We start from the raw sequence: 23,860 nt of genomic DNA, 5'->3' as shown, positions 1-23,860 counted from the left end.
TCCCTACCCCACCCCCAGCAAGCGATCCAGCCGCCCGGCATCCGCCAGCAGTTCCGTGCTGGTCCCGGCATGCACCACGCGCCCGCGCTCCAGCACCATGCCGCGGGCCGTCATCGACAGCGCCAGGCGCGCATGCTGCTCCACCAGGATCACGGCCATGCCGGCCTCGCCGGCGCGCTGGCCGGCGATCAGCCGGCCGATCACGCGCTGCAGTTCCTGCACGATGATCGGCGCCAGCCCTTCCATCGGTTCGTCGAGCAGCAGCAGCGCCGGGTTGGTCATCAGCGCGCGCGCGATCGCCACCATCTGCTGTTCGCCGCCGGACAGCTGGTGGCCCAGGTTGGCGCGGCGCTCCTGCAGGCGTGGGAACAACTCGTACACGCGCGCCACGCTCCAGTAGCCGGGGCGCGCCACCGCGCTCAGGTGCTCCTCGACGCTCAGCGAGGGGAACATCCAGCGTTCCTGCGGCACCCAGCCCAGGCCGGCGCGGGCACGCTGGTGCGGGGCCAGCCGCGCCAGGTCGGCGCCGCGCCAGCGCAGCGTGCCCGCGCGCTGGTGCGTGAAGCCCATCAGCGTGGCCAGCAGCGTGCTCTTGCCGACGCCATTGCGGCCCAGCAGCGCCAGGCTGTCGCCGGCCTGCAATGCCAGGTCGATTCCTTCCAGCACGGTGGCCTCGCCGTAGCCGGCAGCCAGCCCTTCGACGCGCAGCAGTTCAGCCATGGGCCGCCTCCCCCAGGTAGACCTCGCGCACGCGCGGATCGGCGGCGATCTCGGCCGGCGTGCCCTCGGTCAGCACGCGCCCGCCGACCAGCACCGTGATGCGGCGCGCGAAACGGAATACCAGGTTCATGTCGTGCTCGATGAACAGCACCGTGATATCGGCCGGCAGCGCGTCGATGACGGCGAACAGCTCGGCGCTCTCTCCCGCCGGGATGCCCGCGGCCGGCTCGTCCAGCAGCAGGATGGACGGCCGCGTGGCCAGCGCCAGTGCGATCTCCACCAGCCGCTGCTTGCCATAGGGCAAGGCGCGGGTCACAGTGTCCGCCTCGCGCTCCAGGCCCAGCGCCGCCAGCACCGCCATCGCCTCGTCCGCCAGCGCGCGCTGCGAGGCCACCGTGCGCGACCAGATGCGCGAGGCACCGGTGCGCTCGGCGACCGCCAGCACCACCGATTCGAGCACGGTCAGCCCAGGAAACAGCGTATTGATCTGGAAGGTGCGCGTCATGCCGCGCCGCACGCGCGCGTGCTGGGGCAGGCGCGTGATCTCTTCGTCGCCGAGCCAGATGCGGCCGGCACTGGGCGCCAGCACCCCGGTCAGCAGGTTGATGAAGGTGGTCTTGCCGGCACCGTTGGGTCCGATCAGGGCATGGCGCGCGCCGGGCGGAAAGCGCAGCGTGACCTCGCTGTTGGCGAGGAAGCCGCCCCAGGACTTCGACAGGCCTTCGGTCCGCAGTTCGCGCGTCATGCCTGCTCCTTGCCGGCCCGTGCACGCGCGCGCCAGGCGTCCAGCGCGCCCATCAGGCCGCCGCGCGCGAACAGCACCATCGCCATCAGCAGCAGGCCGATCCAGAACTGCCAGTAGACCGGGTTGATGCCGGCCAGCAGGTCCTGCGCGATCATGAACAGCGCCGCCCCGGCGAGGGCACCGTAGAGGCGGCCGGTGCCGCCCAGCACCAGCATCACCAGCAATTCGGCCGAACGCGGAAAGCCCAGCGCATCCATGCCGACGAATTGCGTGGTCTGCGCCAGCAGTCCGCCGGCCACCGCTGCGATGGCCGCCGCCAGCGTATAGACGGCGCGCAGCCGCGCCGGCACGTCCACGCCCAGCGCCGGCATGCGCCGCGCGCCTTCGCGCAGCCCGCGCAGCGACAGCCCGAAGGGAGACCGGGTCAGCCGGCGCAGCAGCAGGAACAAGCCGAAGGTGACTGCCAGGCTGTACAGGTAGGCGGTCTTGCCGAACAGGTCGAACTCGAACAGGCCGAACAGCTTGCCCATGCTGACACCGGACAGGCCGTCGACGCCGCCGGTGAGGAAAGCCGCCTTGTTGGCCGCCTCGAACAGCATCAGGCCGATGCCCAGCGTCACCATCAGCCGCGTCAGGTCGCCGCCGCGCACCACCAGGAAGCTGCTGCCCCAACCCGCCGCGGCGCCCGCCAGCGCCGCCGCCAGCAGGCCGCTCAAGGGCTCGCCCCAGCCATGCGCCGCCAGCAGGCCGGCGGTATAGGCGCCCAGGCCGAAGAAGGCCGCATGGCCGAGCGAGACGATGCCCGCATAACCGAGGATCAGGTCGAGCGACAGCGCGAACAGGCCGGTGATCAGGACCTGGCTGCCCAGCATCAGGTAGTCGGGCAGCAGGAAGAAGGCCGCCACCGGCAGCAGCCAGAACACGGCTTCCGCGGGATGCCAGCGGCCATCCGGCAGCTCCGGCGCCGCGCCGGCGCCACGGCGCCCGCCCACGGAGGCGGCGGTTTCCTGCCCTCCATCGATAGGACTCATGCCCGCCTCCCATACAGGCCGGCCGGGAACAGCACCAGCAGCAGCACCATCATGGCGTAGATCACGAAGGCGCCGATCTCCGGCACGTAGTACTTGCCGGCCACGTCGGCCACACCCAGCACCAGCGCGGCCAGCAGCGGCCCGCGGATCGTGCCCGCGCCGCCGACCGCCACCACCAGCAGGAAATACACCATGTACTTGAGCGGGAAGGCCGGATCGAGCCCCAGCACGTCGATGCCGAGCGCGCCGCCCAGCCCGGCCAGCCCCGAGCCCAGCGCGAAGGTCAGGCTGAACACCCGGCCCACGTCGATGCCCAGCCCGCGCGCGGCCTGCTGGTTGTCGACCGCGGCGCGCACCTGGGCGCCGAAGCGCGTGCGCGCCACCAGCCAGCCGAGCAGCACCGTGATGACCACCACCAGTGCGATCAGGAACAGCCGGTACACACCCAGCTCGAGCGCGCCCAGCCGCACCTGCCCGCGCAGCATGGCAGGCAACTCGACCGGCTGCTGGCCCGGCCCGAACAGGTAGGTGGCGCCGGCCATGGCGACGAAGGTCAGGCCGATCGAGAACAGCACCTGGTCGAGGTGGCTGGCCTGGTAGAGGCGGCGGTAGAGGGTGCGCTCCAGCACCCAGCCCAGCACGGCGGCGCCGGCGAAGGCCAGCGGCAGCGCCGCCAGGAACGGCACCCCGGCCCGGCTCATCAGCACCACCGCCAGGTAGCCGCCGGCCATGGCGAAAGCACCGTGGGCGAGGTTGACGACGTTCATCAGGCCCATGGTGACCGACAGTCCCACGCTGACGAGGAACAGCAGGCTGCCGTAGGCGATCCCGTCGAACAGCACGCCGAGCATGCGGGTCAGTATCACGGCCCGGCCCTCCGCGCGGACCGGGTCGCTGGCCCGGCGCGCCGACGGCCGTTGTCAAGCCGGGGCGGCAGGGCTCCTGACCGCTGGCAATATTCCATCCATCTCTCCCGTTCCGTCCGGCCCGCCGGGTGGTGCCGGCCTCGCCTCGTTCTGGATCGCGATTGTTCTACTGGATAACCGGTTTGGCAATCGAGAGTTGACCCGGAGCCACCCGCCCGCCCAGGTTTACTTGCCTGCCGGCAGCCGCTATGGTCAGAGCATCGCCGCCGCGCCAAGGGAGACCATGCCCGTCGACCGCCGCCGCTTCCTCGGCCTCTGCACCGGCCTCGCCACCGCCCTGGGCGGCGGCCTGGGCGCGGCCCTGCCGCGCCGCGCGGCAGCGGCCGGGCCCCTGCGGCGCGCCATCCCGGCCAGCGGCGAACGGCTGCCGGTGATCGGCATGGGCAGCGCACGCACCTTCGATGTCGGCGGCAGCGCCGCCGAGCGCGCACCGCTGGCCGAGGTCATGGCGCTGCTGCTGGCACAGGCCGGCTCCGTGCTCGACACGGCGCCCAGCTACGGCAACGCCGAAGCGGTCATCGGGGACCTGCTGCAGGCCGCCCACGGCCGCGGCAAGGTCTTCCTGGCCACCAAGATCTCGGCGCCGGCCGGCGAGCCCGCGCAAGCGCAGTGGGCGCAGTCGCGCCGCGACCTGCGCACCGACAAGATCGACCTGCTGCAGGTGCACAACCTGATCGACTGGCGCAACAACCTGCGCTGGCTGCGCCAGCTCAAGGAGCAGGGCAGCATCCGCTACACCGGCGTCACCCACTACCGGGACGACGCGCAGGATGCGCTCGCCGACATCGTGCGCAGCGAGCCCGTCGACTTCGTCCAATGCAATTATTCGCTGGGCGAGCGCGGCGCGGAGAGGACCCTGCTGCCCCTGTGCCAGGAGCGCGGCGTGGCGGTACTGGTCAACCGCCCCTTCCAGGACGGCCGCCTGTTCGCCGCGGTCAAGGACAGGCCGCTGCCGCCGTGGGCGGCCGAGATCGACTGCGCCTCCTGGGCCCAGCTTTTCCTCAAGCTCGTGGTCGGCCATCCGGCGGTCACGGCGGCCGTGCCCGCCACCGGCAAGGCGCGCAATATGGCGGACAACCTGGGCGCCGGCAGCGGCCGCATGCCGGACGCGCGCGAGCGCGCGCGCATCGCGGCCCTGCTGGGCTGAAGCGCCGGCTCCCCGCCCCCGCCATGCGCGACCCCGCTTCTCCTGCCGGCGCCGGCGCACCCGAGGGCCCGCCGGCTCCCGCGCCACCGCCGCGCCGCGGGCGCGGCCTCGGCATCGCGCCGGGCGAAGGCGCGGCGGTGGCAGCCGGATTCCTGTTCTTCTTCTGCCTGTTCGCCGGCTACTTCATGCTGCGGCCGGTGCGCGAGACCATGGGTATCGCCGGCGGCGTGCAGAACCTGCAGTGGCTGTTCACCGCCACCTTCGCGGTGATGCTGGCGGCCATCCCGCTCTATGGCGCCTGCAGCGCGCACTTGCCGCGGCAGCGCTTCGTGCCCTGGGTCAATGCCTTCTTCGTCGCCAACCTGCTGGGTTTCGCCCTGGCCACGCGGCTGGCGCCGGACGATGTCCGGCTGGCGCGCGCCTTCTACGTCTGGCTGTCGGTCTTCAACCTGTTCGTAGTCTCGGTCGGCTGGAGCCTGATGGCCGACGTGTTCCGCCCGCAACAGGCCAGGCGCCTGTTCGGCCTGCTCGCGGCCGGCGCCAGCGCCGGCGGGCTGGCCGGCCCGCTGGCCGGCGCCTGGCTGGTGCCGCGCATCGGCCTGACCGGACTGATGCTGTGCTGCGCGGCCCTGCTGGCCGCCACCGTGCCGGCGACCGGCTGGCTGTTCCGCTGGCGCGGGCGCGCCGGTGCCGGTGCCGGTGCCGGTGCCGTGGCGGGCGATGCCGGTGCCGCGCCCCAGGATCCGGGCCGGCCGATCGGCGGCGGCCTGTGGGGCGGCCTGACGCTGGTCGCGCGCTCGCCCTATCTGCTGGGCATCAGCCTGTTCGTGATCCTGCTGGCCACCGCCAGCACCTTCCTCTACTTCGAGCAGGCCCGGCTGGTGGCGCAGGCCTTCCCCAGCCGCGTGCGGCAGACCCAGGTATTCAGTGCCATCGACGCCACCGTGCAGGCGCTGACCATCGCCGTGCAGCTCTTCCTCTCCGGCCGCATCGCCCGCCGCTACGGCGTGGGCGTGCTGCTGACAGCGGTGCCGCTGGCCGTCGCCGCCGGCTTCCTGGTGCTGGCCTGGTGGCCCACCTTCGGCGTGCTGGCCGGGGCCATGGTGCTGCGCCGCGTCGGCGAGTACGCCTTGCTGCGGCCCGGCCGCGAAATGCTGTTCACGGTGGTCGATGCCGAGACCAAGTACAAGGCCAAGAACGTCATCGACACCACCATCTACCGTGCCGGCGATGCGGTCAGCGCCTGGGCCAAGACCGCCATCGACGCCATCTCCGGCCACCCCGCCGTGGTGGCGCTGACCGGTGCCGGCCTGGCCCTCGCCTGGGCCGCACTGGGCTGGTGGCTGGGCCGCTGGCACGAACGGCACGGCGGCGGACGGCAGGCGGGCGCCGCACCCGCGGGCGACTGGCGGCAGGCGCGCGGCCCGCTGCGCTGAATCCTGGCTGCGTCGCGCCCCGTCGACCCGCTTCCGCTGCCGCTTGCGCTCCGCATCGCCCCCCCTCTGCAGCCACTCTCCGGCGCTTTTCCCCTGCTTCATTCCCCTCGTCCGGGTGAGGTACTAGCAATCTGTTACAGACATGGCCGCCCTGCTTACATCTATTCGCATGTCGGTAACACCTGACACCCGAAGCGTGGCCCATGATCCATCCAGCACTTGAACAAGACAAAGCCTGGCCGACCCCGAGGAGACCGCCATGCCGCACCCGTTCCGCATCACTGCCACTGTCCTGGCCTGCGCGGCGATGATGGCCGCGGGATCGGCCTCGGCCTACGACCGCGACCGCGACTGGAACCGCGACCGTGGCCGTGACTGGAGCCGCGACCGCGACCGCGACCGCGACCGTGATCGTGATCGTAATCGTGACCGTGATCGCCACGGCCAGCACCGCCGTGGCGACGGTCCCAGCCTCGGTGCCGTGCTGGGCATCGGCCTGGGCCTGCTGGTCGGCGCGGCAGTGCTGTCCGCGGTGACCGGGCCGTCGAAGCCGGAGCCCGCCCCGGCCTCGGCCAACTACGCCGGGCCGCAAGCGCCCTACGGCTACTGCTACAGCAATGCGATGTCCGACTACGTGCCCTGCCCGGCCCAGCCGGCGACGTACTACGGCGCGCCGTCGCCGTACGTCAATGGCAACTGAGAACTGACGATGGCCGGTGACGGCGAGCGCGCGCGGCGGCCCGGCCCGCTCCCGCCGTCTTGCAGGCTGCCGTTACAAGCCTTACACCTGCTCACGCGGCGGAAACACCTCGCGGCCGGTTCCTGGGCCATCATTCAATCATCGCCCCACCGCTCTTGAAGGAGCCTGCCATGCGCAACCTGATCCGTATCACCGCCGCCGCCCTGGTCTGCACCTCCCTGCTCGCCGCCGGTCCGGCGTCGGCCCACGAGCGCTATCGTGGTGGTGGCGGCGGCGCCGGCATCGCGCTGGCCGTGGGTGCCCTGGTCGGCCTGGCAGTCGGCGCGGCCGTCGCCGCGCCGGCCGTGATCGCGCCCGCTCCTGTCGCCTACGCGCCGGCCTACGCCCCGCCGCCGGCGCCGGTCGCCTACGCCGCGCCACAGGTGCCCCCGGGCTATTGCTACAACGGCTACCAGGGCGCCTACGTCCCCTGCGCGCCGCAAGCGCAGGGCTACTATCCGGCCCCCGTCTCCTACGGCTACTGAACGCCTTGCCCCGCCGGCATGGCGCCGGCGGCAGCCAGGGCTCTGCCGACCCGGCCTGCTCCGTCCCTGCCGCCACCTGCGGCAGGCAACCTTCCCGCTTCGATCCCCCGCCGCGCCGATCCGCTCCCCGATCGGCGCGGCTTTTTTTCGTTCAGTGAAAAAAGCCGCGCCTTTTTTGACCTGGCGGCAGGACTCTGCCTACCATCTCCGGCAACGATTTCATTGATCGAAACAGACCGGAGACCCGGCCCAGGCGCCGCGGACACTCCGGCAAGGAGACAACCATGCAGAACCTCCCGCGCCGCGCGCCAGCGCTGCTGGCAGCGCTCGTCCTCGCCACGCTGGCCGGCACCGGCGCCCGTGCCGAAACCTTCCCCGACAAGCCGCTGCGGCTGGTGGTGCCGTTCACGCCCGGCGGCACCACCGACATCCTGGCGCGCGTGGTCGGGCAGAAACTGGGCGATGCGCTGGGCCAGCCGGTGGTGATCGACAACCGCCCCGGCGCGGGCGGCAACATCGGCGCCGAGGTGGTGGCCAAGGCCGCGCCCGACGGCTATACGCTGCTGATGGGCACGCTCGGCACCCAGGTCACCAACCAGTTCCTGTACGCGCGCATGCCCTACGACAGCGCGCGCGATTTCGCCCCGGTCACGCTGGTGGCCAACTCCCCCAATGTGCTGATGACCAACGCGACCCTGCCGGTGGGCTCGGTCGCCGATGTGATCGCGCTGGCCCGCCGCGAGCCGGGCAAGATCAACTACGCATCCACCAGCACCGGCGGCTCGCCCCACCTGTCCGGTGAACTGCTCGACCGCATGGCCGGCATCACCATGCAGCACGTCCCCTACAAGGGCGCGGCCCCGGCCATGACGGACCTGCTCGCCGGCCAGGTCAACCTGATGTTCGACAACCTGCCGTCGGCGCTGGCGCAGATCCAGGCCGGCAAGGTGCGCGCGCTGGCCGTGACCGGCAAGCAGCGCTCGGCCGTGCTGCCCAAGGTGCCGACCTTCGCCGAGTCGGGCCTGCCAGGCTACGAAGTCAATTCCTGGTTCGGCCTGCTGGCGCCGGCCGGCACGCCCGCCGAGCGCGTCGGCAAGCTGCAGCAGGCCGTGGCCAAGGTGCTGGCGCTGCCCGAGGTGCGCCAGCGTATCCAGCAGCTCGGCGCCGAGCCGGGCGGCGATAGTCCGGCGGCCTTCGCCGCCATCCTGCGGGCCGATACCGCCAAGTGGTCGGCCGTGATCCGCCAGGCCGGTATCACGGTGCAGTGAGGCCGGCCGGCTCCGCCGCGCCAGCGCGCGCCATCTTCCCTGCAACCCTCGGATTCCGTACCAGACCATGACCTCCACCCAACCATTGCGCATCGGCTCGGGCTCGGGCTGGTGGGGCGACCGCGTCGAACCCGCCGCGCTCAGCGCGCGCCACGGCCGGCTCGACTACCTGTGCTTCGAGACCATGGCCGAGGCCACGGTCTCCGCGGCACAGGTGCGCAAGCGGCGCGACCCCGCCTTCGCCGGCTACGACAGCTACCTGGACGAGCGCATGCGCGCGGTGCTGCCGGACTGCATCGCCCGCGGCACGCGCATCATCTCCAACCAGGGCTGGATCAACCCGCTCGGCGCGGCGCGGCGCATCGCCGAGCTGTGCGAGGAACTCGGGCTGCGCGGCGTGAAGATCGCCGCCATCACCACCACCGACCTGACCGGCACCATCTGCGACCTGCCGCTGACGCTGCTGGAAAGCGGCGCACCGGTAGCGAGCCTGCGCGGCACGCTGATCAGCGCCGAGCCTTACGAGGGCGCCGCGCCGATCGTGGCGGCGCTGCGCGCCGGCGCGCAGATCGTGGTCACCGGCCGTGTCGCCGACCCTTCGCTGTTCCTGGCGCCGATGATCCACCATTTCGGCTGGGATCCCGCCGACACCGCACGGCTGGCCCGCGGCAGCGCCATCGGCCACCTGCTGGAGTGCGGCGCCCAGGTCACCGGCGGCTATTTCGGCGATCCCGGCTACAAGGATGTGCCGGAGCCCTGGAACCTGGCCTTCCCCATCGCCGAGGTCGATGCCGACGGCAGCGCCGTGATCGGCAAGGTCGACGGCACCGGCGGGCGCATCGACCTGCAGACGGTCAAGGAGCAGATGTTCTACGAGGTCCACGATCCCGGCCGCTACATCACACCCGACGTGGTGGTCGACTTCTCCACCGCCGTGCTGGAGCAGGCCGGGCCCGACCGGGTCCGCATCCACAGCGTCTCCGGCAGCCCGTGCACCGATACGCTCAAGGTCTCGCTGGGCTGCACCGAGGGCTTCATCGGCGAGGACATGTTCTTCTACGCCGGGCCCGGCTGCCTCGACAAGGCGCGCCTGGCCAAGACCATCCTCGAGCACCGCTTCGCCATGGCCGGCCTGCAGGCCGACGAACTGCGCATCGACTTCCTCGGCGTCAACGCCATCCATGGCGCCGCCTCGCCCGCGCCCGCCTGCGAGCCCAACGAGATCGCGGTGCGCGTGGCCGCGCGCACCCGCACCCGCGAGGAGGCCGCCAAGGTCGGCCGCGAAATCGACAGCATGGCGGTGTGCGGCCTCGCCTCGACCGGCAAGCGCGTGCCGCACCAGGACCGCACGCGCGAGATCATCGGCGTGTGGTCCGCGCTGGTGCCGCGCGGCCTGGTGACGTCCCGCATCCATTTCCTCTGACCCTCCGAACCCCGAGGTCCCCCATGCGTGTCCCGCTCCGGCGCCTGGCGCACACCCGCTCCGGCGACAAAGGCAATACCTCCAACACGGCCGTGATCGCCTACGACCCGGCCTTCTATCCCCACCTGAAGGCGCAGCTCAGCGCGGATGCCTTCCGCGCGCTCTACGGCGGCGTGATCACCGGCGCGGTGACGCGCTACGCGGTCGACGGGCTGCAGGTGCTCAATTTCGTCGCCGAGGGCGCGCTGGGCGGCGGCGTGTCGCGCAGCCTCGCGCTCGACAACTACGGCAAGGCGCTCGCCAGCGCCGTGCTGCGCTTCGAAGTGGAAATCCCGGATGCGCTGGCCCCGCTGCTGCGTGGACGCTAGCGCGGCCCCGCCCGCCGCGTCCAGGCACTGGTGACGCGCCGCGCTTCCTCCTTCAGGCGCCGGGCCAGGCGCGCCTCGCGTGCGCGGATGCGCTCGCTGAGGGCGGCGATGCTGAGCGCGCCCAACGGGCGGCCTTCATAGTCCAGCAGCGGCACTGCGATGCCCCCCATCTGCTCCACCACCCAGTCGAGGAACAGCACATGGCCGCGCGCCCGCGCGGCCTCGATCTCGGCGGCGAGGCCCTGCGGCGTCAGGCGCGGAAAGGCGGCCAGCTTGCGCGCCCCCTGCTGCAGGCGCCGCGCCCGCTCCAGTGCCGGCAACCAGGCCAGCACCGCGAGGCTGCCCGCCCCCACGCCGAGCGGGCGCCGCGTGCCGATCTCGACATAATTGGCGCGGATCGGATAGGTACCCAGCTCGATGTCGGAGCACACCGCCTCGCCGCGGCTGGCTTCGGTCAGGATGGCGGTGTCCTCGAACTCGTCCGCCAGCCGCTCCAGGCTCGGCCGCGCCAGCGTGCGCAGGTCGACGCGGCGCTGCGCCACGTCGGCGAGCTGGAACACCTCGGGTCCGATGCCGTAGCGGCGCTTGTCGTCGCGGGTGGCGAAGCCCTCCTGCACCAGCATGTCGAGCAGGCGCGAGGCGGTGGCCGGATCCAGCCCCGTGGTGCGCGCCACGTCGGACAGGCGGCGCACCTGCGGGTCGGACAGCGCGCGCAGGATGGACAGGGCGCGCTGCACCGGCGAAGGGCGCGTGGTCCGTGCGGCCGGGTCGGCGACGACATCGTCGCTGGGAGGCGGGGTCACATCGTGCGGGTTCATCGGGCGGAAAGCGGAAGACCGAAGGCGCGGGCGGAAAGCGGATCATTGTAGGCCCGCGGCAGCCGCCGCGCCGAAGTGCCCGCGGCGGCGCAGGCGCGGAGGGACGAGAGCCAGCGCCGCGGCCGCGGCGCGGGTATGCTGTAGGCAGTTCCACGGTGCTCCCATCCCTTGTCCGACCCCGTGTCCGACCTTGTGTCCGACCTCCTTCCCGCCGGGCCGCCCGACGTCCTGTTCGGCGCCTTCGACCGCCACAACTTCGGCGACATGCTGCTGCCCCACGTGCTGGACCGCCTGCTGGCAGGCCGGCCGTTGCGCCACGCCGGCCTGGCCGAGCGGGACCTGACGCCGTTCGGCGGTCACCGCGTGGACACCCTCGCCCGTATCGCCGCGCAGCCCGGGCCGCCACCAGCGCACCTGATCCACGTCGGCGGCGAGATCCTCTGCTGCGAGGGCTGGGAAGCGGCGGTGATGCTGTTGCCGCCGGTGCCGGCCGCCCAGGCCGCCACCAAGCTCGGCGTGCATGCGGAGGCGCGCCGCGCCTGGGCGCGTGCGCAGCTCGGCACCGATGCGCTGGCGCCCTACACCGCCCCGCCCGCGCTGTTCCCCGCATCGACTGCCATCCTCTACCACGCGATCGGCGGCATCGACCTGGACCGGCGCGAGGCCGGCCTGCGCGCCGAGGTGCTGGACAAGTTGCGCGCCGCGGCCGGCGTCAGCGTACGCGATGCGCGCACCCGCGCCATCCTCGCCGCCAACGGCATCGCCGCACGGCTGGTGCCGGACGCGGCCGCGCTGGTGGCAGCGCTGTTCGGCGACGCCATCCGCCAGCGCGCGCGCCGGGGCGAACCGGCGCGTGCGCTGGCGGCGTTCGCGCACGGCTATCTCGCGGTGCAGTTCAGCGCCGACTTCGGCGACGACACCACTCTCGACACCCTCGCCGCCGGCCTCGACCGCGCCGCGCGCGCGAGCGGCTGCGGCATCGTGCTGTTCCGTGCCGGCGCGGCACCCTGGCACGACGACCCGCGCGTCTACGCGCGCCTGGCCCAGCGCTTGTCCGCGCCACCACTGCTGCTGCGCTCGCTCGACATCTGGGACATCTGCGCCGTGATCGCCCACGCCCGCGCCTATGCCGGCAGCAGCCTGCACGGACGCATCGTGGCCATGGCATTCGGCCTGCCGCGCCTGAACCTGGCCTTTCCGGGACAGGCACCCGCCGCCAGCAAGGCGGCCGCCTTCGCCGAATGCTGGGAGAGCGCCGGCGCCCCCGGCGCAGTCACGGCCGCGCAGCTTGCCGAAGCCGTCGACCAGGCACTGGTGCTGGCGCCCGAGCGGCTCGCGGCGGTCGCGCGGGACCTGGCCGCCGAAGCGGGCGACGGACTGGTGCTGCCCTGACCGGCGGCGCCGCCGGCCGGCGGCGCACGGCGTCGGGTAGAGTAACGCCCCATGAAATACCCCATCCTCGGCCTGCTGCTGGCGGCGGCCCCCGCCCTGGTCCACGCCGCGCCCCTCGATACCGCGCTGGCGTGCGGCCAGACCCCGGGCCAGTTCTTCGCCATGCTGCGCAACCAGCACCTGATCGACCCGGAGCCGATGCATGTGGAACCCGATTCGGTCAATGCATTCTGGCCGGCCCGCGACGCCACCCTGAGCGCCTTCGACCTCAATGTCTTCGCCATCTTCGCCTACGAAGCCGGCAATCCCGCCTTCCGCGCCGGCAAGGGCACGCCCCACGGCAAGCCGGTCTACGGCGCCGTCGTGGTGGCCCGCATGGAGACGGTCCGCAAGGCCCTGCAGGCGGCCGGCAGCAAGGCCGGCGTCGAACATGCCGCGCCCTTCATGACCGCCATCGTCTGCGAGGGGCCCTAGTCCCCCGCCCCTGGTCGCCCAGGGTGCCGCCCGGGCACGGGAATGGACTGGAATAATCGGCGGCAGTGGCGTGTTAGACGTGTGGAAGGACGCCGCCGGCATCCCGCCCCCCGGCATCCCGCACCGAAAGAGACCGAATCCATGCCCGAGTCCGCCGCGCGGGCGGCACGCCACCTGCGTGCCGCCCGCATCCGCCCTCCCCATACCGGAGCCGCCCGTCCGTGGACGCATTCGAGCAGCAATTGATCCGGCTGGCGCCGCGCCTGCGCCGCCATGCGCGCGGCCTGACCGGCGACGGCGCGCTGGCCGACGACCTGGTGCAGGACACGCTGGAGCGGGCCCTGCGCTTCCGCTGGCGTTTCCACCTGCGTCCCGGCACGTGGTGGGGAGACGGCGCCGACGGCCTGTTCCCCTGGCTGCTGACCATCATGCATCGCCTGCGCCTGAACACCCTGCGCCGCAAGGATCTGGTCGCCTACACGGACACCCCGCCCGAGGTAGCCGCGCCCGAGACCGAACCCGGACTGCGCCTCGACCTGGAACAGGCCCTGGCGCAGTTGCCCGAGGCGCAGCGGGCGGTCCTGCTGATGGTCAGCCTGGAACAACTGTCCTATGCGGAAACGGCCCGCGTGCTGGGCATCCCGCCGGGTACCGTGATGTCGCGCCTGTCGCGCGCGCGCGAGCGCATGCGCGCGCTGCTCGGCACGGCGCCCGGCACGGGCGCGGCCTCCGACACCAGCCTGCAGCGAGTGAAATGATGGCCTCCGTCCAAGAAACCGACCTGCACGCCTACGCCGACGGCGAACTGCCCCACGATCGGCGCGCCGAGATCGAGGCCTGGCTGGCCTCGCACCCGGACGATGCCGCGCGCGTGGCCGCCTGGCGCACCCAGGCGCGCGCGCTGCACCATGCCTTCGACCCGGTGCTCAACGACGCCGTGCCGCTGGCGGCGCTGCCCGCCGCGCTGCATGGCCGGCCGGCGGGACGGCGTGGGCCGGGCACGCCCGCCTGGCGGCTGGCCCTGCCGGTGGGCCTGTGCTGCCTGGCGGTCGGCGCCTCGCTCGGCTGGCTGGCCCGCGGCGACGCCGGCCCCCCGCCGCGTGAAGCGGCGGCGGAGCGCTTCGCGCGCGATGCCTTGCTCAGCCATGCGGTCTATGCCCCCGAAGTCCGCCACGTGGTCGAGGTGGACGCCGCCGACGAGGCCCATCTCGTGGCCTGGCTGTCCAAGCGCCTGGGCGCGCCGCTGCGCGTGCCGGACCTGCGCGCCGAGGGCTTCCGGCTGATCGGCGGACGGCTGGGCGTTGCCGTGGGCGGCCCCTCGGCCATCCTGATGTACGAATCCGAGGACGGCGCGCGTGTCTCGCTGCAGTTGCGCCGCATGGCCGCCGGCACGCCGGAAACCGGTTTCCGCCTGGAACAGGCTGGCAACGCCCCTCTCGGCCGGCCCGCGGCGGCGGCCCGTCCGATGGCCTTCTACTGGGTCGACCGCGATCTCGGCTTCGCGCTGGCCGGCACGCTCGAACGCGCGCGCCTGCTGGCGCTGGCGCAGGCGGTCTACCAGCAGTACCGCAGCGGCCAGGACTGAACGCCTGTCGACCCGTCGCCGGGCCTGCGGCCATCTCGGTAGGCTATAGTTCCGAGGGCATGGGCCGCGCCTGCGGCAGACGGCCCTTCCTTTCCACCCGCCGCCCGCCGGGCGGCCAAGCCAAGCCGATCATGGACGCCTCGTTCCACCGCTTTTCCGAACTGTTCGCCCAACTGGGACTGCCCGCCGACGACGCTGGCATCCGTGCCTTCCTGGCTACCCATGCACCGCTGGCGGCTGGCATCGCCCTCGCCGACGCGCCCTTCTGGACCCCGGCGCAGGCCGCCCTGCTGCGCGACGAGATTCTCGAAGACGCGGACTGGGCCGAGGTAGTGGATCGACTCGACGCGGCCCTGCGAGCTCCCGGCTGAGGCCGCGCAGGAACATTCCAGAATTGCAAATCGTTCTCGCTTGCATTAGCCTCTCCGCCACTGATCTATCCGATAGGGAGACAACCCATGCAGCGTATTACCCTGTTTGTCCTGGCCGGCCTGTTTTCCACTGGCGCCTTCGCCAGTGCCAAATGCACCGCCCACCCGAAAGCCGAGTGGATGAAGGAAGCGGATGCCAGGGCGAAGATCGAAGCCGAAGGCTACAAGATCAAGAAATTCAAGGTCGACGGCAACTGCTACGAGATCTACGGCACGACCCAGGACGGCAAGAAGGCCGAGATCTACTACGACACCAAGACCCTGGAGGTGGTGAAGTCGGAGATCGGCAAGTAAGAAGCCTCACATGAAGCAGCGATGAAGAAGCCGAGCATGCCGGCAGGCACGCAGGCCACGGTGCGCGTCTGGGATGCCGTGGTCCGCTTCACTCACTGGAGCGTAGCAGCACTGGTGCTGTGGGAACTGGTGGAAAACTCCGGCGGCCCGCTGCATCGCACACTCGGCTATGCCACCGCTGGCCTGGTGCTGCTGCGCCTGTTGTGGGGCTTTGTCGGCAGCCCGCCGGCGCGCTTCTCGGCGTGGCTGCCGTCGCCATCGGGCGCGCTTGCCTACAGCCGCGCCCTGCTCGCCGGGCGCGCGCCGCGCTATCTCAGCCACACGCCGCTGGGCGCCCTGATGATGGTGACGATGTGGACACTGATCCTCGCTCTTGCCGCGACCGGATGGCTGTCCCGGCTCGACGCCTTCTGGGGCGAAGACTGGCCGGTAGACCTGCATGCCGCGCTGGCCGATTGCCTGATGGTGCTGGTGGGCGTGCACGTCGTGGCGGCCATCGTCATGGGGCGGATGCACGGTGAGAACCTCGTGGCGGCAATGATCCACGGGCGCAAGCGAGCGGACGACGGAAGCTCCCGCACGACGCCTCGCGGCTAGGCCGGCGCGCTGCGGGCGCGCGGCCTCGGCCGCGCTTCAGGCCGGCACAGGCGCCTGCGCTTGCTCCTGTGCCACGTCCACCCACTCGGCCTTGACCAACTGCGCCAGGTGCGCCGGCGCGATCCGCACCGCGGCATGGGTGGCACCCGCGGCTGGCAGCACTTCCTCGAACTTCTGCAGCGACACGTCGGCAAAGATGCGGAGATCGCGCGGCAGGCCGAAAGGGCAGACCCCGCCGACCGGGTGGCCGGTCCACTGCTGCACCTCGTCCGCGTTCAGCATCTTGGCCTTGGCGCCGAAACGATCCTTGTACTTGCGGTTGTCAATGCGGGTATCGCCGCCCATCACCAGCAGCACCACCTCGTCCTTCAGCCATAACGACAGGGTCTTGGCGATCTGAGCCGGCTCCACCCCGTGGGCCGTCGCCGCCTCGGCCACGGTGGCGGTACTGGTGTCCTTCTCGACGATGCGGATGTCGGGGGCGTGGCGGGCAAGGAAATCGCTGACGGATTGCAGGCTCATGGTGAACAACGCTGTCTGGCTTGGCTTCGAAGGGCTCAAGTCTAACGTCTAACGCCGAATGTCTAACGCCCAACGTCCGGCATCCGCCTTCCAGGGGCCTGGCGCCCGGCCGGCACGAGCGGCGGCGCGCTTGCCATCCCGGCGCGGCACTGGCAGCCTTGGCGCTGTGCCCTCGCGCCCATGCCGGCCCCATGCCGGCCCCATGCCGGCCCCACAGGAGAATGACGATGCTGCACGATGCCGCCGATTCCATACTGGTCCTGGTCGACCTGCAGGCCCGCCTGATGCCGGCCATCCGCCATGGCGAGCAGGTGGTCAGGGAATGCGTGCGCCTGGCCACCATCGCGCGCCGCCTCGGCGTGCCGGTGATCGGCACGGAACAGAGCCCCGGCAGCCTGGGCGCCAACCTCGCCGAAGTCACGGCGCTGTGCGACCGCACCTTCGCCAAGGACAGCTTCGATGCCTGCGCCGACGGCCTGTGCGAGATCCTGCCGGCGACACGCCGCCGCGTCATCGTGGCCGGCTGCGAAGCCCACGTCTGCGTGCTGCAGACCGCGCTCGGCCTGCTCGGGCACGGGCGCGAGGTCACCCTGCTGGTCGATGCCACCGGCTCGCGCAAGGCCATCGACCACGACACCGCGGTGGCACGCCTGGCCGCCGCCGGCGCGCTGCCGGCCACGGTCGAGATGGTGGCCTTCGAATGGCTGCGCAGCGCCCGGCACGAGCATTTCCGCGACGCCCTGCGCCACATCAAGTCTCCGGCCATCGGCCACGCCGCCCCGGGCGACCTGCCGCGGCCCGACTGAACCCGGCGCCGCCGGCCCGCCCACCTGCGTGCGCCAGCGCACCCGCGCCCCCCGAAAGGGGCATGCGACGCACGCTACTGCGTCGTAGGCTCAAGCTGCGACGCCCACGTGCACGCCAACGCCGGCACCTCACCCGCATGACGCCATCCCGGCGCCTCCTGCGGGCTGCCTGCGGCGCGGCAGGCCAATCCATTCCGTCCGGCATGAAAGCGCTCAAGCGACTCAATCTCAGCAAGGTGATCCGCGGCAAGGTCTACCTGACTCCGGTCTACGAGGACGACTCCACCGACAGCCCGCTGCCGTTCGCCTCCGAGGACGCCGCACTGCAATACGCCGCCATGCAATACCCGCAACTGCCGCTCGGTCGCCAGGGGCGCCCCACGTCCAGGCCGGGCGGGCGCAGAGCGCGCGACGACGATGACGGGGACAACGGGGGCGGCGGGGGCGGCGGGGACGGCGCCTAGCAAGCGAGACAACCGCGCCCGCGGCGCCCCACCCGGCAGCGGGGTTGCGCGCCGCCGGTTAAAATCGGCGCCTGGAACGGGGCCGCCGGCGGTGGTGGCACCCGATGTCTGCAAGATGCCTGCAAGAACGAAGATGGCGATCCAGCCACCCAAGCACGTCATGGACCTGCTGCTCGACGCAATCTGCGTGGTCGACCGGCAAGGCCGCTTCCTGTCCATCAGCGGCGCCTGCGAAGCCATCTTCGGCTACCGGCCGGAGGAGATGGTCGGCAGATCGATGCTCGACTTCCTCTACGCCGAGGACCTCGACCGAACGCTGCAGGCGGTCGCGCGCATCGAGGCCGGCTACCAGCAGCGGCACTTCGAGAACCGCTACGTCCGCAAGGACGGCAGCCTCGCCACCATCGAGTGGTCGGCGCGCCTGTCCGAGTGCAAGACACACCGCGTGGCAGTGGCGCGCGACATCTCCGCGCGCCAGCAGGCGCTGCCCGACGAAGCACTGCAGGCCGCGCCGGCCGATGCGCCCGCGGCATGGCGCCTGTCCGCCGCGCCGCCTGCGCTGATGCCGCCGGGTTGCGCGCCCGTGCCGCTGTCGGCGCAGGACTACACGGTGCTGCGCGCGCTCGCCGACGGCGCCCACGGCGCGCAGTACGTGACCCGCAGGAGCATCGTCAAGGCGCTCGGCGAGGACTACCTGCACTACGACCAGCGCCGCCTGGATACGCAGATGCACCGGCTGCGCCGCAAGATCGAACAGGCCAGCGGCCAGCGGCTGCCGATCGCCACGGTGCGCGGACAGGGCTACCGGGTCTACCGGCGGATCGAGGTCGAAGGCTAGTCCACTGCCTCGCGCAGCCATGGAACCCGGCCTGTGCCCGGCCCGCTCAGCGCACCGGCTCCGCCGGCCTCGCGCCGACGGGACGCTCCACGATGGGCCCCGACAGGCTGCCCAGGAACGCCACCACGTCGCCTGCCTCGGTCTCCGTCAAGCGGATACGCAGGTGCCCGGCGTGGCCCCCCTCCTCCGCCGACAACTCGGAATGTCCCACCGCCGCGGCCGGCGATCGCATGTAGTGCGCCATCACGGCATCCAGGGTGGCGAGCTGCCCGCCATGCATATAAGGGGCCCGCAAGGCCACGTTGCGCAGGCCCGACGTCTTGAAGGCGCCCGCCAGGTCCGGCCCGCCTGCGGCCATGAAGCGCAGTTCGCGGCAGTGCTCCGGCGGCGCATCGCTATAGCGCCCCAGGCAATTGAACTCGTCGGCCAGCACGCCTGCCGTGGCCGCCGCGCGCCCGGGGTCGGGAAGCCGCCGCGCTCCCGGCGGCACACCGGTATTGTGAAAAGCCTGGTCGGTCAGCAGCGGACCGTTGTGGCATGTCGCGCATTGCGCCTTGCCGAGGAACAAGCGCAGGCCCTTGATCTCCTGCGCCGAAAGCATGCGCCTGCCCTCGCGGTCTCCGGCGAGCACGGCTTCGACGTAGCGGTCGAAGCGCGATTCGCCGTAGGCCACGGTCCGCTCGTAGGCTGCGATGGCCTTGCCGAGATTGGCAAATACGCGGTTGATGGCATCCCGTTGCGCGGGCGCGAGCGACGACCACGCCTGCTTCTCGCGCTCGCTGCCCAGCGGCGAGGCATCGGCCGGCCATGACGGCAGCTCCGGCGGGCGCCCGAACAAGGACTCGTATTCACGCCGGTAGTGGGCCAGCGCGACCCGGGCCAGCTGCAGCCGGTTGCCGCCATGCTCGACGCCATCTTCCAGCGGGCCCAGGGCCTGGGACCACTGGCTGTCCTTGCGGCCATCCCAGAACAGGAAAGGACTATGCGCCGTCGCGGCAACCGGCATGGTGCGGCGGCGGCCGTCGCCGATCCCCCTGCCGACCGCCAGGCCATCCTGGAACTGCCGCTCAGGCACATGGCAGGTGGCGCACGACACCGCGCCGTTGCGCGACAGGCGTGCATCCGAGAAGAGCCGCTTGCCGAGCGCCGCCGCCGCCGGCACATCGGCCACCGCATTCGAGGGATCGGGCGACGGCGACGGCAGCTGCCTCAGGTGCATCGTAGACAGGACGGCACGCTCCCCCTTCGTCCAGGGATCGCCAGCATCGGCACCATCGCCGGCAAGGCCGGGCGCGATCCGCACAAGCGCCGCGAGGCAGATGAGCACCGCGGCCGGCGCCCGCAGCCGCCGCGCACGCCGGCCCGCGCGCGGCAGCGCAAGCCCCTTGATTCCAACAATCGGGTCCATCAAACGGTCTCCTGGCCGATGCGGCTCAGCGGCGCAATCCGTCATCGCCGACGATGACGTTGAACACCGCGGTATCGCTGAGGTCACCGGCGCGAATCGCCAGGCGCATGTCCCACCAGCCGGACATGCTGAACTTCACGCCTTCCAGCGCATAGACGCCCGGCGCAAGCTCGCCGGTGACGCGGGGCGCGGTGGGAAAGCCATGGCCGTGCTGCGGCATGCCGCCGTCGAAGCCGATGGCGGCATGCTGCACAGGCCGCCCGTCGGGCATTTCCACGCGCACCTGCCAGGCATGCATCTGGCGGATGGCCGCGCCCGCGGCGGGTGGCACCATGCTGACGATGAACCTGCCCTCGGCAGTCGGATGCTGGAGCGAAAGATCGAGATCGGCGGGTGGCGTCCCGCAGGCAGCGAGACAAGCGGTCGCGAGCGAGACCAGCACGGTCTGCGCCAATGGCTTGAACATGGATAGTGTCCTGGGTGAGGGATGAGAAACGAATCCGCGTCGATGGGACCCGGAGGGGGGCCCCCGGCCGAAGCACTGGCCGGGAGCACCGCATTGCGACAGGGCACGGCGCGCGACAGCGAGTCCACTGAATCACTGAAATCGGTCGGCGCCAGCCATTTCAATCATCCAGCGGACCAGCGCTGGTGGCGGGCGGCGTCGGGTTCCGCCTGGCGGCAGGGACGGGCGTGCCGGGCAAAAGCAGAGCGGTACATCATGCGGAATCAAGAGGCTGTTAGGATGGCGCGATTGTCCCGGCCGCCGGCATCCGGCACTTGAACGAAACGGCTGACCTGAAGGAGAACGCAGTGGCTGCGAAGCAGGGCACATCCGCGCAAGCATCCGCCGCACGCGCCGGCTTCTCGGCCATCGCGGCCATCGGCCGCCCTTGTTTCTGGCATGGCGGCAGCCTCTGGATCGGTGAAAGCCGGGGCCGCACGCAGTGGCACCGCCACCATGCGCACCAGATCGCCATCGCCCTGCGGGGCCGCTTCGGTTTCCGCACCGAGCCCGAGGGCGACTGGTGCGGCTACGCGGGAGCCTTCGTCGCCAGCGAATGCACGCACCAGTTCGAGATCGACGGCAGCGCCACCGTGGCCCACCTCTTCGTCGAACCCGAGAGCAGCGCCGGACGTGCGCTGACGGCACGCTATCCGACCCCTGCCGTGGCCGAACTGCCGCCGGATGCTGTCCGCGCCGCCGCGCGGCTGCTGCGCCAGGGCCTGCAGGCGGGCCACGGCGCCAGGGCATTGGCCGGTGCCGCCACGGCCGCCATCGCGGAACTGAGCGGCAGCACGCCCGGCCTCGAACGGCAGCCCGACCCGCGCCTGGGCCCGGCGCTGGACTACATCCGCGCGCATCTCGCCGATACCGTCCAGCTGCGTGACGTGGCGGCCGCGGTCGCGCTGTCGGAAAGCCGCTTCCGGCACCTGTTCGTCGCCGAGACCGGCAGTTCCTTCCGCGCCTACGTGCTCTGGCTGCGCATCAACCTCGCCGTCGAAGCCGCGCTGTCCGGCGCGACCTGGACCGAGGCCGCGCATCTGGCGGGCTTCGCGGATTCCGCGCACCTGACCCGGACACACAAGCGCATGTTCGGCATCGAACCGACGGCGTTGCGCGCCAGGCCGCCGGCGAATGCGTTGACGTCGACGTAAGAGCGCCTCGCCGGTGCGAGGCGGGCGATGGCGCATTGCCATGCCTTGATGTCATGACATTGCGTCACAGGCGTGCCACACGGCGGGCCAACAATGCGGGGCTCCGGCGGGCGGCAATCACCGCCCGCTCCCGTCCCTGAGTGCTCCCACTCGGGCTGCCCACCGCAGTACGTCCGCTCCGGAATCATGAAGATTCGCCGTCCCGCCCTGCCGGTTACCCACCGCTACGCCATCCCGCTGCTTGCCGTCGTCGTCGGCTCCCTTGCCGCTTGCGGTGGCGATGGCGCGGAAAGCCCCGCCACTCCCGCAGCAGGCAGCTCTGTGCAGCCGCCTCCGGCCACGTCGCCCGCCGCGACCATCATGCAGGTCAAGCTGGCCGGCTGGCCCGGGCTGAGCGGACTGACGGTGAAGGCCGACGGCCTGCCGGTCAAGACCGACAACGGCACTTTCTCCGTCAACAGCGCCAGCACACTGACGCTGGAAGTCGCCGGCATCGAACTGGCGGCGATCAAGCCCAAGCCCGTCATCACCCTCTTCGACCTGCAGCCCGAGCGCAACTGCCAGAGCACGCCGGCTCTGGGCAAGCTGGCCAGCCTGCTGCTCAGCCTCGACTCCGACCAGGATCCCGGCAACGGTATTTCCATTCCACCGCTCACCGCATCCGCCGCGGGCGTCAAGCTCGCCGCGCTGTCCGAAGCCGATCTGCTGGCGCTGGAAACCAGGCTGGTCGGCCGCAGCATGCCGGTCGTGGCGGCCCTGCGCGCCGTCAACAGCGCACTGGACCAGGAAACCTGGTCGGAAGCCACGGCGCAACGCACCTCCTTCGTCAACGACATGTCGGTGCTGCAGCAATACCTGGACCGCGTGCTGACGCAGCTGGCGCTGGACGCCAAGACCTTGACCGGATTCTCCTACCTCACCGACGAGCAGGCGGCCAGCATCCCCGCCACGCTGAAAAGCCAGGGCCTGGCCTTCGACGGCGCCACGCCGGTGTTCTCCTGGCGCTACGGCCTGCAGCGCACCGACGCCGGCTATGCGCCCGCGCTGAACCGGCCGCTGGCGCTGCCGGCCGATATCCAGGCCATCTACGGCGCATCCCCGGGCGGGCCGCACATGGGCCATATCGGCGACATCGATATCGCCGACGGCAAACTCTACGCACCGATCGAAGACGAAGACGATTCGTCCCAGCAATCCTATATCGCCGTGTTCGACGCCAAGACCCTGCAGTACACCGGCGTCAAGCACGCGCTGCCGCTCGCCGAGCATGCCGACGGCGTGCCCTGGGTGGCGGTGGACGCGCCACGCAAGCAGTTCTATACCGTCACGTGGAGCACGGCGGCGGCCGACAAGCTCAATGTCTTCGACCTGGAGACCTTCAAGCTGATCCGCTCAGTGCCGCTGCAGACCTCGTTCAATGGCAAGCGGGTGCAAGGGGCGAAGATCTACCAGGGCATGCTGTACGCCTCCGCCGATACCAAGGACACCGTCAACGGCCTCAAGCGCAAGCGCATCTACAAGGTCGACACGGTCAGCGGCAGCGTGATCGAGCTGCTGACCTACGACGAGCCGAACCGCACCGAAGCCGAAGGGCTGGCATTCGGCCCGGACGGCACCATGCACCTGATGGTGGTGGCGCCGTACACCACGCCGCTGTACGCGCAGACCAATAATGCCAAGCCGTTCGACGAGAGCTACAGCATCGACGGCGACGATTGGAACCCGTCCGCGACGCTGCGCCACTTCACGCGCAAGGCAGCGCCGTTGCGCGAGACCCTCTGCGGCATGTAGGCGGGCGATGCCGGCCCGCACGCGCGGGCGGCGCTGGCAGGTCCGGTGCGGCTCTCGATAAGAGGGAGTCGCACCGCGAGGCAAGCGTCCAGGAGATCGACAGTGCGGCCCCGCACATTTCCCCTTGACCTTCCCACCGTAGCAACGTCCACCATGCCTGCATCCAGTCGACCAGCCGGGCAGCGCCGGCCTACGCCTGATGGGTGGCCTCGACTCGAACGCCGTCATCCTGGCGGGCCTGCTGCCCATCATGAGGACAGGCGGCACCGGCTTGGAGGCGATCGCCGCTCCCATGGTCGGCGGCATGGTCACAGCGCCACTGCTCTCCTTGTTCTTGATTCCCGCTGCATTCCTGCTGCTTCGCCGCCGCCCCCGTTCGCGGCCGGCTGACGAATGAGCTCGACGCGATTGTTCACGCAAGCGGCGACTCCCGATGAACGCGGTACCGACGGCGCCGCGACGGCCCGCCGCCAGCTACCCGCTTCAAGCACGC

28 protein-coding genes are annotated in these 23,860 nt (G+C 71.4%); 20 read left to right on the top strand and 8 right to left on the bottom strand.

Annotated elements, in window-relative coordinates:
• Positions 1-3: 3 nt before the first annotated feature.
• The 4 genes from BKK80_RS25755 to BKK80_RS25740 are packed head-to-tail and all read right to left on the bottom strand — an operon-like array spanning position 4 to position 3,356.
• Entirely contained in the window at positions 4-720 is a 717-nt protein-coding gene (locus BKK80_RS25755; protein ID WP_071071843.1) for an ABC transporter ATP-binding protein, read from the bottom strand.
• A complete protein-coding gene (locus BKK80_RS25750; protein ID WP_071020813.1) occupies positions 713-1,465 on the bottom strand; it encodes an ABC transporter ATP-binding protein in 753 nt (250 codons plus the stop codon). The genes BKK80_RS25755 and BKK80_RS25750 overlap by 8 nt, the downstream gene beginning before the upstream one ends.
• On the bottom strand, positions 1,462-2,496 hold the full coding sequence (locus tag BKK80_RS25745; RefSeq protein ID WP_071020816.1) for a branched-chain amino acid ABC transporter permease: 1,035 nt from the start codon (positions 2,494-2,496) through the stop codon (positions 1,462-1,464). Before BKK80_RS25745 ends, BKK80_RS25750 begins: the two co-directional genes overlap by 4 nt.
• Complete coding sequence (locus tag BKK80_RS25740; protein WP_197524079.1) at positions 2,493-3,356, bottom strand: branched-chain amino acid ABC transporter permease; 864 nt, start codon at positions 3,354-3,356, stop codon at positions 2,493-2,495. The genes BKK80_RS25745 and BKK80_RS25740 overlap by 4 nt, the downstream gene beginning before the upstream one ends.
• Before the next feature lie 289 nt (positions 3,357-3,645).
• Here BKK80_RS25740 and BKK80_RS25735 point away from each other — a divergent pair, with 289 nt between their 5' ends.
• The 7 genes from BKK80_RS25735 to BKK80_RS25705 all read left to right on the top strand — a co-directional run bounded on the left by BKK80_RS25735 (position 3,646) and on the right by BKK80_RS25705 (position 10,288).
• A complete protein-coding gene (locus tag BKK80_RS25735) occupies positions 3,646-4,569 on the top strand; it encodes an aldo/keto reductase (protein ID WP_071071841.1) in 924 nt (307 codons plus the stop codon).
• Positions 4,570-4,592: 23 nt separating this feature from the next.
• Positions 4,593-6,005 carry an NTP/NDP exchange transporter gene (locus BKK80_RS25730; protein WP_071071839.1) on the top strand — a complete coding sequence of 471 codons (1,413 nt, stop codon included), beginning with the start codon at positions 4,593-4,595 and terminating at the stop codon, positions 6,003-6,005.
• Between the two features lie 259 nt (positions 6,006-6,264).
• A complete protein-coding gene (locus tag BKK80_RS37245) occupies positions 6,265-6,705 on the top strand; it encodes a hypothetical protein (RefSeq protein ID WP_071071837.1) in 441 nt (146 codons plus the stop codon).
• A gap of 170 nt (positions 6,706-6,875) precedes the next feature.
• A complete protein-coding gene (locus tag BKK80_RS25720; protein ID WP_071020826.1) occupies positions 6,876-7,229 on the top strand; it encodes a mechanosensitive ion channel protein MscS in 354 nt (117 codons plus the stop codon).
• Between the two features lie 284 nt (positions 7,230-7,513).
• Complete coding sequence (locus BKK80_RS25715) at positions 7,514-8,497, top strand: Bug family tripartite tricarboxylate transporter substrate binding protein (protein WP_071071835.1); 984 nt, start codon at positions 7,514-7,516, stop codon at positions 8,495-8,497.
• Between the two features lie 67 nt (positions 8,498-8,564).
• On the top strand, positions 8,565-9,920 hold the full coding sequence (locus tag BKK80_RS25710; RefSeq protein WP_071039824.1) for an acyclic terpene utilization AtuA family protein: 1,356 nt from the start codon (positions 8,565-8,567) through the stop codon (positions 9,918-9,920).
• Between the two features lie 23 nt (positions 9,921-9,943).
• Positions 9,944-10,288, top strand: a complete 345-nt coding sequence (locus tag BKK80_RS25705) for an AtuA-related protein (protein WP_071020834.1) — start codon at positions 9,944-9,946, stop codon at positions 10,286-10,288.
• Here BKK80_RS25705 and BKK80_RS25700 read toward each other — a convergent pair.
• On the bottom strand, positions 10,285-11,091 hold the full coding sequence (locus BKK80_RS25700) for an IclR family transcriptional regulator (protein ID WP_071022681.1): 807 nt from the start codon (positions 11,089-11,091) through the stop codon (positions 10,285-10,287). The genes BKK80_RS25705 and BKK80_RS25700 overlap by 4 nt on opposite strands.
• 207 nt (positions 11,092-11,298) lie before the next feature.
• Between BKK80_RS25700 and BKK80_RS25695 the strand changes: the two genes are divergently transcribed.
• The 7 genes from BKK80_RS25695 (at position 11,299) to BKK80_RS25665 (ending at position 15,879) form a co-directional block, all read left to right on the top strand.
• Positions 11,299-12,498 carry a polysaccharide pyruvyl transferase family protein gene (locus BKK80_RS25695; protein ID WP_071022684.1) on the top strand — a complete coding sequence of 400 codons (1,200 nt, stop codon included), beginning with the start codon at positions 11,299-11,301 and terminating at the stop codon, positions 12,496-12,498.
• A gap of 51 nt (positions 12,499-12,549) precedes the next feature.
• On the top strand, positions 12,550-12,972 hold the full coding sequence (locus BKK80_RS25690; protein WP_071020837.1) for a hypothetical protein: 423 nt from the start codon (positions 12,550-12,552) through the stop codon (positions 12,970-12,972).
• A gap of 221 nt (positions 12,973-13,193) precedes the next feature.
• Positions 13,194-13,730, top strand: a complete 537-nt coding sequence (locus BKK80_RS25685) for an RNA polymerase sigma factor (protein WP_071020840.1) — start codon at positions 13,194-13,196, stop codon at positions 13,728-13,730.
• Positions 13,727-14,557: an anti-sigma factor gene (locus BKK80_RS25680; RefSeq protein WP_071020843.1), complete on the top strand. Its 831-nt coding sequence runs from the start codon at positions 13,727-13,729 to the stop codon at positions 14,555-14,557. Before BKK80_RS25685 ends, BKK80_RS25680 begins: the two co-directional genes overlap by 4 nt.
• Positions 14,558-14,688: 131 nt before the next feature.
• The gene (locus BKK80_RS25675; protein ID WP_071022686.1) at positions 14,689-14,928 is read left to right on the top strand and encodes a DUF2789 domain-containing protein; all 240 of its coding nucleotides are present in this window, start codon (positions 14,689-14,691) and stop codon (positions 14,926-14,928) included.
• Between the two features lie 87 nt (positions 14,929-15,015).
• Entirely contained in the window at positions 15,016-15,282 is a 267-nt protein-coding gene (locus tag BKK80_RS25670) for a PepSY domain-containing protein (protein ID WP_071020845.1), read from the top strand.
• Positions 15,283-15,303: 21 nt separating this feature from the next.
• Entirely contained in the window at positions 15,304-15,879 is a 576-nt protein-coding gene (locus tag BKK80_RS25665) for a cytochrome b/b6 domain-containing protein (RefSeq protein ID WP_232346361.1), read from the top strand.
• A 36-nt stretch (positions 15,880-15,915) separates the two neighbouring features.
• Here BKK80_RS25665 and BKK80_RS25660 read toward each other — a convergent pair whose 3' ends face one another.
• The gene (locus BKK80_RS25660; RefSeq protein ID WP_071020848.1) at positions 15,916-16,401 is read right to left on the bottom strand and encodes a YbaK/EbsC family protein; all 486 of its coding nucleotides are present in this window, start codon (positions 16,399-16,401) and stop codon (positions 15,916-15,918) included.
• Positions 16,402-16,628: 227 nt separating this feature from the next.
• Here BKK80_RS25660 and BKK80_RS25655 point away from each other — a divergent pair, with 227 nt between their 5' ends.
• The 3 genes from BKK80_RS25655 (at position 16,629) to BKK80_RS25645 (ending at position 18,509) form a co-directional block, all read left to right on the top strand.
• Positions 16,629-17,207 (top strand): isochorismatase family protein, encoded by a 579-nt coding sequence (locus BKK80_RS25655; RefSeq protein WP_071039821.1) that lies wholly within the window; start codon positions 16,629-16,631, stop codon positions 17,205-17,207.
• 203 nt (positions 17,208-17,410) lie between these two features.
• The gene (locus BKK80_RS25650) at positions 17,411-17,671 is read left to right on the top strand and encodes a hypothetical protein (RefSeq protein ID WP_071039820.1); all 261 of its coding nucleotides are present in this window, start codon (positions 17,411-17,413) and stop codon (positions 17,669-17,671) included.
• 133 nt (positions 17,672-17,804) lie between these two features.
• Positions 17,805-18,509, top strand: a complete 705-nt coding sequence (locus BKK80_RS25645; RefSeq protein ID WP_071039819.1) for a PAS domain S-box protein — start codon at positions 17,805-17,807, stop codon at positions 18,507-18,509.
• Positions 18,510-18,555: 46 nt separating this feature from the next.
• Here the strand turns inward: BKK80_RS25645 and BKK80_RS25640 are convergent, their stop codons facing one another.
• Both BKK80_RS25640 and BKK80_RS25635 read right to left on the bottom strand, forming a co-directional pair.
• Positions 18,556-19,962: a cytochrome-c peroxidase gene (locus BKK80_RS25640; protein WP_236903960.1), complete on the bottom strand. Its 1,407-nt coding sequence runs from the start codon at positions 19,960-19,962 to the stop codon at positions 18,556-18,558.
• The gene (locus tag BKK80_RS25635) at positions 19,943-20,383 is read right to left on the bottom strand and encodes a FixH family protein (protein ID WP_071071833.1); all 441 of its coding nucleotides are present in this window, start codon (positions 20,381-20,383) and stop codon (positions 19,943-19,945) included. The genes BKK80_RS25640 and BKK80_RS25635 overlap by 20 nt, the downstream gene beginning before the upstream one ends.
• 347 nt (positions 20,384-20,730) lie before the next feature.
• On the opposite strand from BKK80_RS25635, the gene BKK80_RS25630 reads away from it, so the two are divergent.
• From BKK80_RS25630 to BKK80_RS25620, 3 genes are all read left to right on the top strand, one after another.
• Positions 20,731-21,576 (top strand): helix-turn-helix transcriptional regulator, encoded by an 846-nt coding sequence (locus BKK80_RS25630; protein WP_157903343.1) that lies wholly within the window; start codon positions 20,731-20,733, stop codon positions 21,574-21,576.
• A 186-nt stretch (positions 21,577-21,762) separates the two neighbouring features.
• Positions 21,763-23,367: a hypothetical protein gene (locus tag BKK80_RS25625; protein WP_156811499.1), complete on the top strand. Its 1,605-nt coding sequence runs from the start codon at positions 21,763-21,765 to the stop codon at positions 23,365-23,367.
• 199 nt (positions 23,368-23,566) lie between these two features.
• Positions 23,567-23,764, top strand: coding sequence for a hypothetical protein (locus BKK80_RS25620; RefSeq protein ID WP_071039816.1), 198 nt, complete (start codon positions 23,567-23,569; stop codon positions 23,762-23,764).
• Positions 23,765-23,860: the final 96 nt, after the last annotated feature.

Origin of the sequence: Cupriavidus malaysiensis, from assembly GCF_001854325.1 — a bacterium.
GTDB classification, from domain to species: Bacteria; Pseudomonadota; Gammaproteobacteria; order Burkholderiales; family Burkholderiaceae; genus Cupriavidus; species Cupriavidus malaysiensis.
The sequence above is the reverse complement of the archived record's forward strand: the minus strand, read 5'-3'. Positions and strand labels throughout refer to the sequence as shown.